Below are 15,958 nucleotides of genomic sequence, written 5' to 3'. Positions count from 1 at the left end.
ATGATTTGGCATATTTATAAAAAAGAGTTAATTGATTGTTTGCGAGATCGAAAGACGATTATCTTTAGCGTGTTGATTCCTATTTTATTAAATGTAGGGATTATCTTTTTTGCCGACAAAATGATGGCTAGTGATCAAATAGATTCTATGTCTGTAGCTGTTACAAAGAATTCTGATGCCAGTGTGATCGATTGGTTAAAAAACGATGACAACATTAAAGTAATTGAAAGTAAAAATCCACTCAGCGCTGTAGAACAAGGGAAAGCGTTAGCGGCGTTAAAGATACCAGGTAATTTTTCTTCAGAAATGCGTAACATGAAATCGCCAGAAGTTACTGTTTATATTGATTCATCCAGTATGAACTCAGGCGCTACGGCGGATTATATACAAAATATATTAAATAAACATCGAGAAGCTATAGTTACCGAACGCTTAGATCAATTAAATGTCAATAGTCAAACGATTGCTCCGTTTAATGTGGTTGAAAAAGGAGTGTCTAAGGAAGATGACGGCTCTTTAACTATGATTGCGATGTTTGCCCCAATGATTATCATTATGGGCGTTTTAGGTGGTATTCTTCCTTCTGCAAATGATATCTTTGCCGGTGAAAAAGAACGAAAGACGATGGAAGCTTTATTGATGTCTCCTGTCAAAAGAACTCAATTATTGGTTGGGAAATGGCTGACTATCTCTACATTCGGTATCATAAGCGGCCTTTTGTCGACATTGGCCTTTGTTTTGTCTGTACGTTATTTAACAAAGGTATTAAATAATGCACTGCAGCTTAAGGGGCATTTTACAACCTTTATTTTCTCATTTTTAGTTAGTCTTACTTTACTAGCGCTTCTAGGAGCTATGGTATTATGTATTCTTAGCCTTTTAGCAAGTTCGGTTAAAGAAGCGCAAAGCTACACATCCCAGATTATGATGGTAGCGATACTTCCATACTTTTTACTGATGGGAAAATCCGTACACGAACTGCAGCCAAGCGGATTCTTAATTCCTATTTATAACGTATTTGCACTTATGAAACAGCTTCTCTACGGTGTCTATGAAATGCAGAGCCTTGCCTATACAATAGGAAGCTTGTCGGTTTGTACAGTTGTTTTATTTACGATTGGTTATACGATGTTTACAAAAAGCCGCTGGGTGCTTGGTAAAGGGTAGGAGGTTGGGACAAAAGTATGTTAGTTGAAGGAAGATCCGAACGATAAGTCGAGGTTCTTGATAAAGAATCCAACTCGTTCGGATTTTTTCATTGTTATGATTATCGTGTGTGTAGTTGTTTATCTCTAGATTCAATTGATTTCGTTATGTCTCAACTTTTTGTGTAGGGAAAGAGCAATTAAAAGAGAATGTAGGAAGAAAGGAGAGTGAGACAGTTGCATCCTATTATAGTAGAAGAAATTCCTGACTCTATAAAAAAGTATGTGAAACAAATCGAAAAAGTGACGTTTCCAAAGCAGGGATGTACGTCGGATGTTGGTATCCTTCATACCGCTAAAGGAAGGTATGTTTTAAAGCGGACAAAAGGGGAAAAGTACAGAAAATGGTTATATAAGGAATATTATGTATTAAAGAATATACAAGCACTGGCAGAATGTCGAAGTCCGATCGTTTACAAATTCGTCCAAACAGCAGAAGAGAGCTGGCTGCTGCTAGAATTTTTTGAAGGAAAAACTGTAAGAGAGTATTTAGAGAAAGAAGATAATGAAGAAAAGCGCGAGCACATTGTCTACGAAATGGGGCGTCTTCTTGCTCGCATTCACGATGCGAAGTGTCCAGAACAATTAGTGAGTAAGCAGCTGTGGATCCACCGAATGCTGCAAGAGGCAGAGTACAATTTAATCCACTATAAGGTAGACGGAAGTCAACAGCTGCTAAAACAACTGCAGAAGCAAAACATGATATGCAAACAAGAGGTGTTTATTCACGGAGACTACACGATTGATAATGTACTTGTGCACGACGGTCGGATAACAGCTGTTATTGACTGGAGCGGAGGAACTTGGGGAGACGCTCGTTATGATATGGCCCTTGCTGTTCGCTTTGAAGACGGAATTTTTACAGGTAAAGAGCGCGCGTGTTTTTTTAAGGGATACGGCAAGGGGATTTCACAGCACGAATTTTGTTATTTTGCAGAAGGATTGTACGAGTTTTTCTAAGCAATAATGACATCATTTTCTTCATTTGTTGAACGTCCACTTTCTTTGACGAATTCATACTAGTTTTGTCACGTATGAAGGGATTTAAAAATTTCTCTCGAAATGGCTAGTAAATGAAAAAAATGGGGGGATGGAACATGACGATGAAAACGGTAGATGTGGCAAAAGCGCTAGGAATACATCCAAGTACGGTATTAAAGTGGGTCAAAATGGCGGATATCGAGCTAGAGAGAAATGAATCGGGACACTGTGAGTTTACAGAAGAAAATGTTGAAGCACTTAGAAACTTTCAAAAAAACCGCAATCGTCAAGCCGTCGTCAAAGTGGTAGAAAAAGTAGTGGAAAAAGAGGAAGTCGTTATATCTGATGAACGTGTACAAGACATGCAAAAGCAGCTTGATCAGCTTTTTTTAAGGCTAATTGAAAATGAAAAGCGTACAGAAGAAAAAGCGGGAGAAGTAGTGACTTTTCAAATTTTAGAGCATCGTTCAGAAATCGATCGATTAAATAAAGTTATTACGAAATTAGAAAATCGAGTAGTGGAACTTGAAAGTCAGTTAAAAAGTGAAGACAGCTTAAAAGGTAAAAAGCCTGTTCCGAGATGGAGAAGCTTTTTAACCGGTATTTTTAGCTATTAGCAGCGATTTACCATAACGGTAAATCGCTTTTTTTATGGAATTTTATGAAAAATACATCAATTTGTACAGAATTGTGGAAAAAAATCTCAATAATAGTTGACGAAACGCTTAGTAATTTGATAAAACTAATTAAGTTAAGAAAGTGAAATACTTTCGTAAATACATATTCGTTATCAGGCGATAGCGTTAAGGAGAGTGACAAGTGAAAAAAAGAGAAGAGCTCGTTCAAGAAATGGAGACGCTGTTTCGCTTTGTGTTCAGACAGCTTCGCCAAGAAATTAATGAAGTATACAATTCAGAGCTATCAACAAATGAATTTATGGTGCTTCGTATGCTGGTTGATTCCGGCAGGCAGCGATCAACTGATTTATCAAAGTATCTTCAGGTTTCAGCAAGCCACATTACGGCGGTAACCGACTTGCTTTTATCAAAAGGCTACATTGCACGCAAACGGTCTGAAAACGATCGGCGTATTATTGATATCGAACTGACCAAGGAAGGACAGGATATTTTTAATGCTATTCAAGAGAAGAAACGAGCCTATTTCCTTGAGCGTTTTGAGCACTTTACAGATAAAGAAATTGAAACGGTGAATAAACTGTTTCACAAAATTAAAGGCGATCAAAAATAAAGCGCTTTAAATGCGGAAGAATAATCAGCGAACATGGCTTTCACTGATTATTTTTTTGTCTTAAAACGCAAAGAGTATGAAAGGCAAGTTAGTTGGTGAGAACATAAAATCAGCGTATAATAATAGAAAGAACACATGAAGGAGGTCATCTTTTTGACAGAACAATATGAAGTAGCAACTTTTGCCGGCGGCTGTTTTTGGTGTATGGTGAAGCCCTTTGATGAACAGCCAGGCATTATAAAAGTTGTATCTGGCTATACAGGCGGTCACAAAGAGAACCCGACGTACAAAGAAGTATGCTCAGAAACAACGGGCCACTATGAAGCGGTCCAAATTACATTTGATTCAGAGGTTTTTCCATATGAAAAGCTTTTAGAACTATACTGGCCTCAAATTGATCCAACGGATGCAGGCGGACAATTTGCGGATCGAGGCGATTCATATCGAACAGCTATTTTTTATCACAATGAACACCAAAAGGCACTAGCTGAAGAATCGAAGCAGCAATTAGAAGCAAGCGGTCGTTTTTCTGAGCCGATTGCTACACAAATTCTACCGGCAAAACCGTTTTATGAAGCGGAAGAATACCATCAAGGTTACTATAAGAAAAATAAATTCCGCTATGCTATGTATCGACGCGGGTCTGGACGTGATCGTTTTATTAAAGAAAACTGGAGAGACTTTGGACGCGACGAGCAGCTGAAAACGACATTAACGCCTATTCAGTATGAAGTTACTCAAAATGACGCAACGGAACCTCCGTTTCGCAATGAATTTTGGGATCATACAGAAGATGGTATTTATGTAGATATCGTATCAGGAGAGCCGTTGTTTAGTTCAACTGATAAATATGATGCCGGATGCGGATGGCCGTCTTTCACAAAAGCCATTAATAAAGATGAAGTAAAAGAAAACATGGACGTTAGTCATAATATGGTTCGTACAGAAGTACGAAGCAAGACGGCTAACTCTCATTTAGGTCATTTATTTGACGATGGTCCGCAAGATGCAGGCGGCTTGCGTTACTGCATCAACTCAGCAGCTCTTCGCTTTGTTCCGAAAGAAGATTTAGAAAAAGAAGGATACGGGGAATATACTGTTTTATTTAACAAATAAAATAATATGAGAAAAAGAGCGTGATTCAACTTAAAGTTGGCTCACGCTCTTCTTTTTGTGCTTTCTTTTGTTTTATTTTGGCTCGAATGAGGCTATAGAGAAAAAGGAAAGGAATGTAGCCGTAAATAAAGTAAAAGCCGGTCATGGATAATCGTGTATTAAGCTGATCGATGGTTTCCCGATCATCAAAGAAAATAGAGAAACCAAGAAGGGCAATAAGAACTAATATAAGAAAAATCGTAGGCGGCTTATTAAATGTTTTACTAAATCCACGAATTGTACACCATACGCTGACAGCAATAGTAGGTAAAACAACTAAAAGCCACAGAGAAATTAAAATATATTCAAAACGCTGTAAAAATGGGATTTCAATAATTTTGGCCATCGTTAAAGTTGGCCAAATGGTATGAGTTAACTGTCCCTGACTAAAGTAAGCAAATGACACTAATGCTGTGCACAAATATAAAAAAGTGCTGAACAAAACGCCAAGTTGCCCCCACTTTTGACTAGTAGCGCCGTTTTTTATAAAAGGATAGAAAAAAAGCACGGATTCAAATCCTAAATTCTCAAAAGTCATCATTTTAGTTGAAATTAAAAATTCCCATATCGTGTGGTCAAATAAAGGAAATAAATTATTAAGGTGCCCATATTTTAATGGGTAAATCAATGCAAATACGAGCGGCAAGGGAAGCACAATCCCAAAAAAAGCAATTCCAGTAATCACACGAAACCCACCGGAAACTGTATAGTAAATAATGGGCAAGTAAACAAGTGATACAACCCATGTTTCCAGCTGTGGAAACATCCATATTTGTAAAATTTCTACGTACGTCCGGTAAATGGTTAACGCAAAAATAAAATAATAAGCCGATGCCGCAAGAGTTAAGGCTCCTCCAAGGTATTTTCCAAAATATAACCGGTGAATATCAATAATATCGCTGTTTTCGCGGGTTAAGATATTAAAAATCATCGCTAATAAAATACAGACGCTGATCGCAGCAAGGAAGATAGATATCCACGCTTCATATCCAGCACCTTTAATAATATAACGCTGAAATCCTAGTATTCCAACGCCAATCTGAGTAGAATGGACTAAGAAAAAAAGAAAAGAAGGGGAAACTTGATTTTCTTCTTTGATTGTATTGTGCATCTTTTCTTCCTCCTAGTTGCTAATGCCGGTTTGAATAAGGTGAACGCGAGCTTTTACTTTAATATTCATATCCGGATATTGGGCTTTGAATTTTTCACTGTTAAACCCTCGCGTTTTACTTCGAACATAATCGGTAAAACAAATAGGGTCGATTTTGTGACGCTGAAGCTTCTTAATAAAGGCATCCCCGTCTTTTTCAATATCTTTTTGAAGCGTTTTTTCTACCATTTTAATATTAGCCGGGTCTGTTAAATCTATCCATCCGGGAAATTCTTTTACAAGGCCATCAACAGTTAAGTGCGCAACGATGCTTGGATTTTGATGATTTCCTTTAATTTCATACTTTGTTTTGGTGCGCAAGTTTTGCAGTATAATTTCGCCTTTACGGTCACTCTCCTTAATTTTTACTGAGTAGCGGCCGTGCTTTGTTCCGCTTGTTAGCAGTTTAAATAAAAACGTTTCTTTCATTCCGATGGTTGTAACGACTTTTTGTTTTTTGAAAAGAGCCAGTCCCTTTAATTTAATGGCATCTTTTTGCTGCGTTAAAACAGGAAGATAGGGGTCGCGGTCGTCGCTAAAAAAACTGAATAAAAAAATTTGTAAATTGGTGTTAGGCAAATTTTCTGTGCGGATATTTTGTTCGATTAAATTAGAAATAAACTGATAGTCCTTAATTTTCTTTTTTGTAACAGAGCTTAATAGTTCATGTGCGTTGCCATCTGCAATGCTTAATTTAATATTACGTCCAAGGTCTGGATTTCTAGCAATTGTGTTTACTAATTCATCCACGCCATGTGTTGCAAATTCTTTTCCCATGACGATGCTCCGTAGCTGCCCAAAAGCAACTGGAAGAGATGATTTATTGTTTAAACGAAGCGGAATATCAAAGGATGAATTAGCAGTAGCCGCAATAATACTAGGTTCTTCCGTTGGCCCGTACTTATAGATAGGGTATAAAATGGTTCCTCTGACTTTATTGCTTTGAGGAATATAATCATATCCTATGGAGTTAACTACTTGAATTTCGTCAATTGTTTCACGGTCTGCACAGCTCGTTAAGAAAGTAAGACAAGTGCATAAAATAAGTATTCTCTTCATGACGTTTCCCCGCTTTACTCATTATCTAAATTACTTTTTCGTTTAGTCTTATTCGCTTTATTAGGGTTATAGCGAAAGCGTTCTAAAGGACGCAAGTAGCTTGGACGCTTTGCTGTATGACTATAGGGCAATCGCAGAAAGGTATCCCTATACTCTGTTGGACGAAACGGAAAAAGCGGAACAAGATAAGGCATGCCCAAAGATTTTAAACGAAGCAGGTGAACCAGCAAGAAACAAAAACCAAACGTGATGCCGACTAAGCCAAACGCAGTAGCAAACAAAATAAACGGAAAACGTAATAACCGGATGGTGTTAGACATTTTAAAAATAGGCGTTGTAAAAGAAGCTAAAGCTGTCAGTGAAACAATAATAAGTAAAATATTGCTTGTTAATGCAGCTTCGACTGTTGCTTGCCCAATAACAATCCCGCCTACGATTCCCAGTGTTTGACCTACTTTTGTTGGAAGTCTGGCTCCGGCCTCTCGAAGCAGTTCAATGGTTATTTCTAAAAAAAGTACTTCGATGACCGGTGGAAAAGGAACGTTTGTCCTTGAAAAAATAATAGGCCCGAGCAGATCTTTTGGAAGCATCTCATAATGATACGTAACAATGGCTACATAAAGAGGTGTAGCGAAAATAGAGAAAAAGACGCCTAAAATACGAATAACTCGGAAAAAAGATCCTAGAACCCACGGCAGATAGTAGTCTTCAGGTGAAATAAAGAAGTCAAGCAGCGTTGACGGCCCCGTAACTGCGTATGGTGAACCGCTTGAAAAGAAGGCAGCTTGCCCGTTTAACAGACTAAACAAGACTCGGTCAATCCGCTCTGTTGTTAAAAAAAGCGGAAACGCCGTAGAAGAATTATCGGAAATTAATTGATCAAGCATTGTACTATCAAAAATGACGTCGAAATCTATATCTTCAAGGCGCTGCGTCATAGTCTCTACGTGCTGAGGGTTCGTTACGCCTTCTAAGTAAACAAGAACCACCCTTGTTTTTGATTTGTTTCCTACGGTAAGTTCTTTAAAAATAAGATTTTCGGAAATGACCGTTTTTCTCATTAAATAGAGATTGACATCTAAATCCTCTACAAAACCAATTTTAGGACCAACAACGCTGAACTCATTTTCCGTTTCATTTTCTTTTCGAAAACCTGTATCAAAGCTTTGAACTTTAATAAGCGCTACTAGCTTATCGTCTTTATGTAATTGAAACATTACGTAGCCGCGCAGCATCTTTTCTAAAATCTCTTTTGTATCTTTTGTAACGGAAATATCTTCGATTGGCAGAACGTTTTCGACTTCTTGCACGCTGCTTAACGTGAAGTCTAGTTTTTGAAAGGGCTCGAGTATTTTATCTTCAACGCTTTGCATGTTTACGAGCTGCTTAAAATAAGTAATGATGTATTTTCGATGCTGTGAGCCAATGGCTAATGTCATAAAGTCACTTGATTTCTTAAACTGTTTAATCAGTTCATCCAATGATTTTTTGGGCTGATCGTCTGCATTCTTTTTTTTAAATAAATGTTTAAACATAACCGTGCCCCTCACTTGACTTTCTATTACTGGTAGTTTGTTCATGTACTTCCTTTTTATTCGACTATTTTTTCTCAAGAAGAAAGGAAGAATATAAAGACAAACTTTACACTCTTTTACAGTGGGTAAACAGTGGATTTACGTTTGAATGGTAACTTTAGACATGTCGAAGATAATGAAATAAAGGAGCGGGTACATTTATATGAAAAAAAAATTAGCAGGTATTACACTGGCAGGAGCCGTAGCATTGGCCTCGTTTGGTGTAGGAAACTCACTTATTCAAACGGAAGCAAAAGTGGAGCACAAGTCAGCTAAGAAACCTCAAAATGTCATTATGATGGTAATGGACGGGACGAGTTCAAATGCTACTACACTTGCAAGATGGTACAAGGGAAAACCGTTACATATGGATCAGCTGATGGCCGGGGGAGTACGGGCGTATTCGGCAGAATCTGCTATTACAGATTCCGCTCCGGCAGCTACTGCTTTAGCGACAGGAAATAAATCAAATTCAGGTTATGTAGGTGTGCTGCCTTCGGTAGTGAACACGCCTGGGGTTAAAGCCGTAGCAAAAGAAGATCAATTTCGTCCCGTAGCAAACGTTCTAGAAGGAGCAAAGCTTTCAGGGCGTGCGACGGGAATTGTGGCTACTTCTGAAATCCAGCATGCCACACCAGCTGGCTTTTCAGCCCACAACTACAGCCGTGATGATTTTCAAACGCTAGCGGAGCAGCAAGTGTATCAAAACATTGATGTAGTGCTTGGAGGAGGTAAGCAATCTCTTCTTCCGGGAAAAGAAGAAAAAAGCCGGAAAGATAGTGAAAACTTAGTCAATGTATTGAATAAAAGAGGATATGACTTTGTAGAAAATAAAAAGGAATTAGAGCAGTCACGCGCCAAAAAAATCTGGGGGAGCTTCGCCGACCGAGACTTAGCGTATGATATGGACCGACCGCAGACAAAAGCAGAACAGCCAAAGTTGTCCGAGATGACAAATAAAGCAATAACAACACTATCCAAAGATAAAGGCGGTTTTTTCTTATTTGTTGAAGGAAGCAAAACGGATTGGGCAGCTCATGCGAATGATCCAATAGGAATGATTAGCGATGTACTAGCGTTTGATGAGGCAGTGGGAAAAGCAGTAGAATTCGCTAAAAAAGATGGAAATACGATGGTTATTGCGATTGCCGATCACGGAAACAGCGGTCTATCAATCGGTAATGCAAATACAACAAAAGGATACGATACCACACCTGTTTCTGCTTATATTGATCCATTAAAAAAAGCAAAAATGACGTTAGAAGGTGCTACGTCTAAATTAAAAGAAGATTTATCAAATAAAGAAGAAGTAGCTGCTCTGTATGGTTTATCAAATCTAACTTCAGAGGAAAAAGCGCAGCTGACTAAAGCAAGAGATAAAAAAGAAATCAGTGCTGCACTATCGAAGTTATTAGCCAACCGAGCAAACCTTGGATTCACAACGGGCGGTCATACGGGTGAGGATGTATTTCTGTATTCATACGGCGTAAATCGACCAACGGGGCACTTTGATAATACGGATATTGCCAAACATATGGCTAAATCAATGAATATTAACTTAAACCAGTTAACAAATGAATTATTTATTGAAGCAAATAAAGCTTTTAAAGGCTCAAAGGTAGCGGTTGACTCAAAAGACAAAAACAACCCTGTGCTAGTTGTTACAAACAATAAGCGAACGGTGCGTTTTCCAGTAAATAAAAATATTGCTATTGTAAATGGAAGAGAAATTCAAATGGACAGCGTAGTGGTACAGGATAAAAAGAATCGCTTCTTTGTATCAAAACAAGCACAGCAAATTGTGAAAAATGAAAAATAACAAATGAATGCAAAACAGGCCGGGTTATAACTTTAGGCCTGTTTTTTTACAAATAATAGATGGTTAATTAAGTTATGTAGCCTTTATAGAGGAATGGAGTTATTTATTTTACAAATAAATAGCTTTGAACACTTAAAGAAATGGAAAGTCTTCACGTTTAACTATATGTGATATATACTATGAAATGGTATAATAATCATAGTTTTAAAAGGAACTAGTTCGGAATACATATGTAAGTTCATACCTTTGTATGCTAGAATTTTTATAATAAAATGAATAAAAAATACATAAATTCTTTTGGATGAAATCACAAAATCATGGTTGTTAAAGACAATCTGTAAGTAACTTCCTTTAATGGAAAGTGAAAAAATTAACAAAAGTATGGGTGAAAGAGCGTAGAACATGTTTTAATAGTAAGAGAAAACAAAATGATTGAAAAGAGCGTGTCGCCTTTATCGAAAATGTTAAATAAAGATTTTGACATGCTGATTTACAGATTATAAAAAGGGTATTAAATCATTGTTAGGAAAATAAATGATAATAGATAAACGGTTTTTATGTCTTCTTCTAGAAAACCTACAATTATTGCAATATTCCCCATGAACAATCGTTGTGTGTTCATTAACGATTAGCGTCCGTGTAGATCATTCATCTCAACATAAAAACACTATAACGATGTGTAGACATGCATAAAACAGAATGGGCAATAGTTCGTACTATACTTTAACATTGTATCCTAGGGGGAGTCAGGATGAACAAAATTAACTTAATTATTGCCGATGACAACGAAGATTCGGTTGAAATTTTAGATTATTTTATAGAACAGCTTCCGGAATTTGAAGTGATTAGCATCTGCAAAGACGGAGAGCAGCTTGTACAGGAAGTGATGGCTAAGAGTCCAGACCTTTTGCTCGTAGACATTAATATGCCTACGATTAACGGGGTAGATGCCATAAAAAAGTGCCTGCGCATTAAGCCGAATTTAAACTTCATTTTTATCACCGGTTATGATGAATTTGCTGTGAAGGCATTTGAGCTGTCAGCACTGGATTACATTGTAAAACCGATTGAAAAAACCAGGCTTTATATGGCGTTAGAGCGGGCAAAAAACTCCATTGGAATTGATAAAAATCAGTCAAAAAAGCCAGGGGAGAAATTAAAAAGACTGCCTGTAAAATTTAATGGTTCTACTTATTACATTCCAATTGATCAAATTATTTTTATCGAGAAATCCGGAAAAAAATGTTTAATCTATACTCAATCACGTGTCTATGAGACATATGAAAATATTAGTGATATCTATATGTATTTGAACCCTTCTGTATTTAGTCAAACACACCGGTCTTATATCGTGAATTTACAGAAAGTTTCGCACATCACACCAAAAAACGAAACATATCTTGTTTATTTCTTAGAAATTGATGAATATGCTCATATCTCAAAATTAAAAATCCAAGACGTTCAAAAACAGCTGCATCAGTTAATGACGAATTAAGAGATGCTGCTGCTTCTAAAATAGCTATGTTGATGAAAGGACGAAGCTTATGCAAGTTTCGTCTATTTCATGTGTCTGCTTTCGGAATAAATGATAGTAATATAGTTCTTATGAGAAGAGTTAGATAGAAGAAGTAACGTTGAAGTGAAAGGAAAGCAAATGATGTCAATTACTGGTCACTATAATGAATTTACCGTATTTCTTGCTGTCATTGTAGGGATTCTTGCCTCTTATACAGCACTTGATATTATGAGCAAAATGATAAAAAAACAGCGGAACAATTATTTGTGGCTTACACTGTCAGCAACTTCAATGGGGCTTGGAGTGGGGGCGATGCATTATATTGCTATGCTTGCTTATTATGTTCCTGTTAGCTTCCATTTTGATGCTGTACTTTCTGTCCTTGCTTTAATAATAGCAATTAGCGGATCATTAGTTGCGTTTTGGACATTCTGGAAATGGCGCACGTCGGTATGGTCAGGGCTTATTTTAGGAAGCAGCATTCTGGGTACGCATTACATTGCAATGGCAGCAATCGAAACAGAAGCACACATTCATTATGCCCTGCTATCTGTTTTGCTTTCTATCATCATCGCCCTGGTCGTTGCATTTTATGCGATGCACTTGTTTTTTCGTTCGAAAAGCGTGAAGGCTAATCCGTTTCTTAAACTTGTTAGCTCTATTTTACTGGGCATTGGAATTTCAGTTATGCATTTCATCAGTATGTATGGAATGAAGCTGCATATTGCACACTCAGTTGCTAGAAAATGGGGGCAGTGGCTGCCGTATCAAGCGCCATTTTCCAATATTATTGCAAGTATCACAATTACGCTACTTATTGTCTTCCTGCTCGTTGCAGCTTTTAAGCGTCAGGAAGAAGTGAGGGAAAGTCAATTAAAAGAAGAGTATTATCAATCTCTTTTTAACTACAATCCCAATATTGTGTGTGCGGTTGATTTGTACGGCAATATTCAAACGATTAATCCAAAAGGAATCGAGCTAACGGGATACACGTTGCATCAAATGGAGAAAATTCCGTTTCCTTATATGTTTAGAGAAGCTGAACAAGCTGAAGAATATATGTGGAAATCTCTGAGCGGAGACTCTGTTTATTATGAGGCAACGCTCATTCGCAAAGATAATCAGCCTGTATATGTTGAAGTAACGCAAATGCCTATTATTGTTCATGGTCAAATTAAAGGCAGTTACGTCATCGCCAAAGATGTGACAGACCGAAAAAAGGCTCAACAGCAGCTGTTGGATTTACAAGAAGATTTAAAACGCACGCTTTCACAGCAAGATGGCGCTATTTTTAAATTTGTGAAAAACGATAAAGGATATATTCATACCATGTGCGAAGGAAAAATGGTTCGTGAAATGGGATATGAGGAAATAGATGTTGTTGGTAAAACACTTGAAGAATTTTTGCCTGAATCCTACGCAAAAGAAAATAAGAGATACTATGAGAAGGCATGGGCGGGAGAGAAAGTGTCTTATGAAGTACTTTTGAACGACTTTGCTTACTATACGAAGTTAATACCTCATATCTACAAAGGAGAAGTACAAGAAGTTATTGGTTCTATAGTAGATATTACTGATCTTCACGAAGCAAGAGAAAAGCTGGCTAAAAGTGAAAGCATGTATCGCTCCGTTCTCTCTACAATGTCAGAAGGTGTAGTGTTTCATGACCTTGAAGGAAATCTAATTGCTGCCAATGCATACGCTGCTAAAATTCTAAACGTGCCTTACGACCAAATGTTATCGGTTAACCCGTTTGGTTTAGACTGGGAAATTATTCATCCTGACGGTACACCTTTTGCACTGGAAGACATTCCATCTGTTCGTTGTCTTCACACAAAAGAGCCTGTACGAAACACGGTCATGGGCATTTATTTAAATGAGAAAAAGTTGACTTGGCTTTCGGTGAATGCTGAACCTCTTCAAGAAAGCAAATATTATAAAGGCGTAGTTGTCACATTTTATGATATTACAAAACAGCAGGAACAAGAACGAGATTTGCTTCATTCCAATCAGCAAATGATTATAGCAAAAGAAGAAGCCGAAAAGGCAAATCAAGCCAAGTCTGAGTTTTTATCAAAAGTAAGCCATGAGCTTCGTACGCCTTTAAACAGTATTTTAGGCTATGCACAGATATTGGAAGAGCAAGGGGAAAAAGATTTAACAGAAAAACAATTGAATCGTATACGAAAAATTTTAAAAGCAGGTAATCATCTTCTTTATTTGATAAATGAAACGCTTGATTTATCGAAAATTGAATCAGGTCACTTAGCGATTAATCTTGAACCGGTGTCGGTAAAAGAGGCAATTGAAGATGCGCTTAAAATTATGAAACCACTAGCAAAAGATAAGCATAGTATACTTTATACTCGCTTTCACGCATACCAGGAAGTCTTTATTGAAGTAGATGAACTTCGGTTTCAGCAGATCTTATTAAATCTGCTTACAAACGCCATTAAATATTCGCCCGCTTATCGCGATATCACTATCTATACCGACATCACTAAGCATCACGTAACTATATCGATTGAAGATAAGGGCTTTGGAATTCCAGCTTCAGAATTAAATCGGATTTTTGAGCCTTTCTACCGTGTGAACAGACTAGAAAAAGACGGAACAGGAATTGGGTTGGCGCTTGTAAAACAGCTTGTTGTATTAATGAATGGAACGTGCGGAGTGCGAAGTGAAGAAGGAAAAGGCAGTACATTTTGGGTGCGTTTTCCCATAGTCCATCCACCTGTTCCTAAACGATTATCCAGTGGAGGGGAAGCCGAGTCGTTCTTAGGTTTTTCCATGCCAATTTCAATTGTGTATATTGAGGATAACGATACAAATATCGAGCTTATGCAATCGATTCTTTCTCCATATAAAAATGTTAAGCTCTTAGTTGCCAAAACAGGAGAAAACGGCATCGGGCTAATCAAGTCCATTTCACCGGATATAATCTTAATTGATATTGATCTGCCTGATATGAATGGTTTTGAGGTATGCACACAGCTTCAGCTGGAAAAAGAGTTGAAGCATATTCCGCGAGTCGCCCTGAGTGCAAGTGCGATGCAAAGCGATATCGATCAAGCTTTTTTAGTCGGTTTTAGTGAATACGTAACAAAGCCTATTCATATTGCAACGTTTTTGAATGTATTAAAACGCTTAACAAAAGCTTAACAAAAGTTTAGAGGGCTTTTAATTGACTTATTAGTGGACTCTTTGTAAAATAAAAACAACTTAATACATTTACTTCTTAAGGAGTAAAGGGGAGTAGCGTCAGGGAAACCTGAAACAAAGTCGTCATTACATGGAGTATTCCATCGGCTTTGTTGGCATAATGATTATGCTTAGCAAGACCTTTGCCATATTTGGCAAAGGTCTTTTTGTGTTTTATTCCGGTAATGAGGATAAATAAACTTATACAAGAAATGAGAGGGGATTTTTATGGATGCATCACTTTTGTTAGAGTATGGATGGGTATTGTTAGTGCTGGTTGCATTAGAAGGAATTTTGGCGGCGGATAATGCTCTTGTGATGGCTATTATGGTCAAACATTTACCGGAAGAAAAACGCAAGAAGGCATTATTTTACGGACTAGCCGGTGCCTTTATTTTTAGATTTGGTTCGTTGTTCTTGATTTCATTTTTAGTCGACGTATGGCAGCTTCAAGCTATAGGAGCCATTTACTTATTGTTCATTTCCATTAATCATATTGTGAAGCGATATGTGAAAAAAGACGATCATGAAAAAGTGAAAGAAGCAGACGGGAAAAAGGGCTCAAGTTTCTGGATGACGGTTTTAAAAGTAGAAATAGCAGACATTGCTTTTGCCGTTGATTCAATTTTGGCTGCTGTGGCTCTCGCCGTTACATTGCCAACAACAAATCTTCCTCAAATTGGCGGACTCGATGGCGGACAATTCTTGGTGATCTTCGCCGGAGGAATTATGGGATTAATCATTATGCGTTTTGCTGCAACTTGGTTCGTGAAGCTATTAAATACGCGCCCAGGCCTAGAAACGGCGGCTTTTGCTATTGTAGGCTGGGTAGGAGTTAAGTTAGCGGTGTATACCCTTGCTCATCCGGAATTAGGTATTATTAATGAACATTTCCCTGAATCAAAAGTGTGGAAAATTACGTTTTGGATTGTGTTACTTGGCATAGCAGCTTCAGGTTGGTTTCTATCTAAAAATAAAGAACAAACTGATCTTGAAGGCTCAGAGAAAGAAAAAGAATCGTTAAAAAAAATTGAAAATCAATAATGAAAA

General features: G+C 37.5%; 12 protein-coding genes and 1 riboswitch. Of the genes, 9 read left to right on the top strand and 3 right to left on the bottom strand.

From position 1 onward, the window contains the following. The 5 genes from POF52_RS08960 (at position 1) to msrA (ending at position 4,550) form a co-directional block, all read left to right on the top strand. Positions 1 to 1,167: an ABC transporter permease gene (locus POF52_RS08960; protein ID WP_271991965.1), complete on the top strand. Its 1,167-nt coding sequence runs from the start codon at positions 1 to 3 to the stop codon at positions 1,165 to 1,167. A gap of 206 nt (positions 1,168 to 1,373) precedes the next feature. Then, the gene (locus POF52_RS08955; RefSeq protein ID WP_271991963.1) at positions 1,374 to 2,165 is read left to right on the top strand and encodes a phosphotransferase family protein; all 792 of its coding nucleotides are present in this window, start codon (positions 1,374 to 1,376) and stop codon (positions 2,163 to 2,165) included. 137 nt (positions 2,166 to 2,302) lie between these two features. Continuing rightward, a complete protein-coding gene (locus tag POF52_RS08950) occupies positions 2,303 to 2,803 on the top strand; it encodes a MerR family transcriptional regulator (RefSeq protein WP_271991961.1) in 501 nt (166 codons plus the stop codon). A gap of 202 nt (positions 2,804 to 3,005) precedes the next feature. Further along, on the top strand, positions 3,006 to 3,434 hold the full coding sequence (locus tag POF52_RS08945) for a MarR family winged helix-turn-helix transcriptional regulator (protein WP_013082191.1): 429 nt from the start codon (positions 3,006 to 3,008) through the stop codon (positions 3,432 to 3,434). Positions 3,435 to 3,587: 153 nt separating this feature from the next. After that, positions 3,588 to 4,550 (top strand): peptide-methionine (S)-S-oxide reductase MsrA, encoded by a 963-nt coding sequence (msrA, locus tag POF52_RS08940; RefSeq protein WP_271991959.1) that lies wholly within the window; start codon positions 3,588 to 3,590, stop codon positions 4,548 to 4,550. A 25-nt stretch (positions 4,551 to 4,575) separates the two neighbouring features. Here msrA and POF52_RS08935 read toward each other — a convergent pair whose 3' ends face one another. The 3 genes from POF52_RS08935 to POF52_RS08925 are packed head-to-tail and all read right to left on the bottom strand — an operon-like array spanning position 4,576 to position 8,333. Then, on the bottom strand, positions 4,576 to 5,700 hold the full coding sequence (locus POF52_RS08935; RefSeq protein ID WP_176583919.1) for a GerAB/ArcD/ProY family transporter: 1,125 nt from the start codon (positions 5,698 to 5,700) through the stop codon (positions 4,576 to 4,578). Between the two features lie 12 nt (positions 5,701 to 5,712). Continuing rightward, positions 5,713 to 6,798, bottom strand: a complete 1,086-nt coding sequence (locus tag POF52_RS08930; RefSeq protein WP_271991957.1) for a Ger(x)C family spore germination protein — start codon at positions 6,796 to 6,798, stop codon at positions 5,713 to 5,715. A 14-nt stretch (positions 6,799 to 6,812) separates the two neighbouring features. Beyond that, entirely contained in the window at positions 6,813 to 8,333 is a 1,521-nt protein-coding gene (locus POF52_RS08925) for a spore germination protein (RefSeq protein WP_074894265.1), read from the bottom strand. A gap of 202 nt (positions 8,334 to 8,535) precedes the next feature. On the opposite strand from POF52_RS08925, the gene POF52_RS08920 reads away from it, so the two are divergent. The 4 genes from POF52_RS08920 to POF52_RS08905 all read left to right on the top strand — a co-directional run bounded on the left by POF52_RS08920 (position 8,536) and on the right by POF52_RS08905 (position 15,952). Next, positions 8,536 to 10,191: an alkaline phosphatase gene (locus tag POF52_RS08920; RefSeq protein WP_271991954.1), complete on the top strand. Its 1,656-nt coding sequence runs from the start codon at positions 8,536 to 8,538 to the stop codon at positions 10,189 to 10,191. Positions 10,192 to 10,942: 751 nt separating this feature from the next. Further along, the gene (locus POF52_RS08915; RefSeq protein ID WP_016763362.1) at positions 10,943 to 11,686 is read left to right on the top strand and encodes a LytR/AlgR family response regulator transcription factor; all 744 of its coding nucleotides are present in this window, start codon (positions 10,943 to 10,945) and stop codon (positions 11,684 to 11,686) included. 144 nt (positions 11,687 to 11,830) lie between these two features. Next, positions 11,831 to 14,869 carry a PAS domain S-box protein gene (locus POF52_RS08910; protein WP_271991952.1) on the top strand — a complete coding sequence of 1,013 codons (3,039 nt, stop codon included), beginning with the start codon at positions 11,831 to 11,833 and terminating at the stop codon, positions 14,867 to 14,869. 76 nt (positions 14,870 to 14,945) lie between these two features. After that, positions 14,946 to 15,041, top strand: a riboswitch (yybP-ykoY riboswitch). Positions 15,042 to 15,136: 95 nt separating this feature from the next. Then, positions 15,137 to 15,952: a TerC family protein gene (locus tag POF52_RS08905; protein ID WP_013082199.1), complete on the top strand. Its 816-nt coding sequence runs from the start codon at positions 15,137 to 15,139 to the stop codon at positions 15,950 to 15,952. Positions 15,953 to 15,958: the final 6 nt, after the last annotated feature.

The organism is Priestia sp. AB (genome assembly GCF_028369225.1).
Taxonomy (GTDB): domain Bacteria; phylum Bacillota; class Bacilli; order Bacillales; family Bacillaceae_H; genus Priestia; species Priestia megaterium.
This window is presented reverse-complemented; position numbering and strand designations above follow the sequence as displayed.

Bases quoted from the DNA above. Each gene is read 5' to 3' on its own strand.
- POF52_RS08960 (WP_271991965.1), top strand. From the start codon at position 1: ATGATTTGGCATATTTATAAAAAAGAGTTAATTGATTGTTTGCGAGAT.
- POF52_RS08950 (WP_271991961.1), top strand. From the start codon at position 2,303: ATGACGATGAAAACGGTAGATGTGGCAAAAGCGCTAGGAATACATCCA.
- POF52_RS08935 (WP_176583919.1), bottom strand. From the start codon at position 5,700: ATGCACAATACAATCAAAGAAGAAAATCAAGTTTCCCCTTCTTTTCTT.
- POF52_RS08930 (WP_271991957.1), bottom strand. From the start codon at position 6,798: ATGAAGAGAATACTTATTTTATGCACTTGTCTTACTTTCTTAACGAGC.
- POF52_RS08925 (WP_074894265.1), bottom strand. From the start codon at position 8,333: ATGTTTAAACATTTATTTAAAAAAAAGAATGCAGACGATCAGCCCAAA.
- POF52_RS08920 (WP_271991954.1), top strand. From the start codon at position 8,536: ATGAAAAAAAAATTAGCAGGTATTACACTGGCAGGAGCCGTAGCATTG.
- POF52_RS08915 (WP_016763362.1), top strand. From the start codon at position 10,943: ATGAACAAAATTAACTTAATTATTGCCGATGACAACGAAGATTCGGTT.
- POF52_RS08905 (WP_013082199.1), top strand. From the start codon at position 15,137: ATGGATGCATCACTTTTGTTAGAGTATGGATGGGTATTGTTAGTGCTG.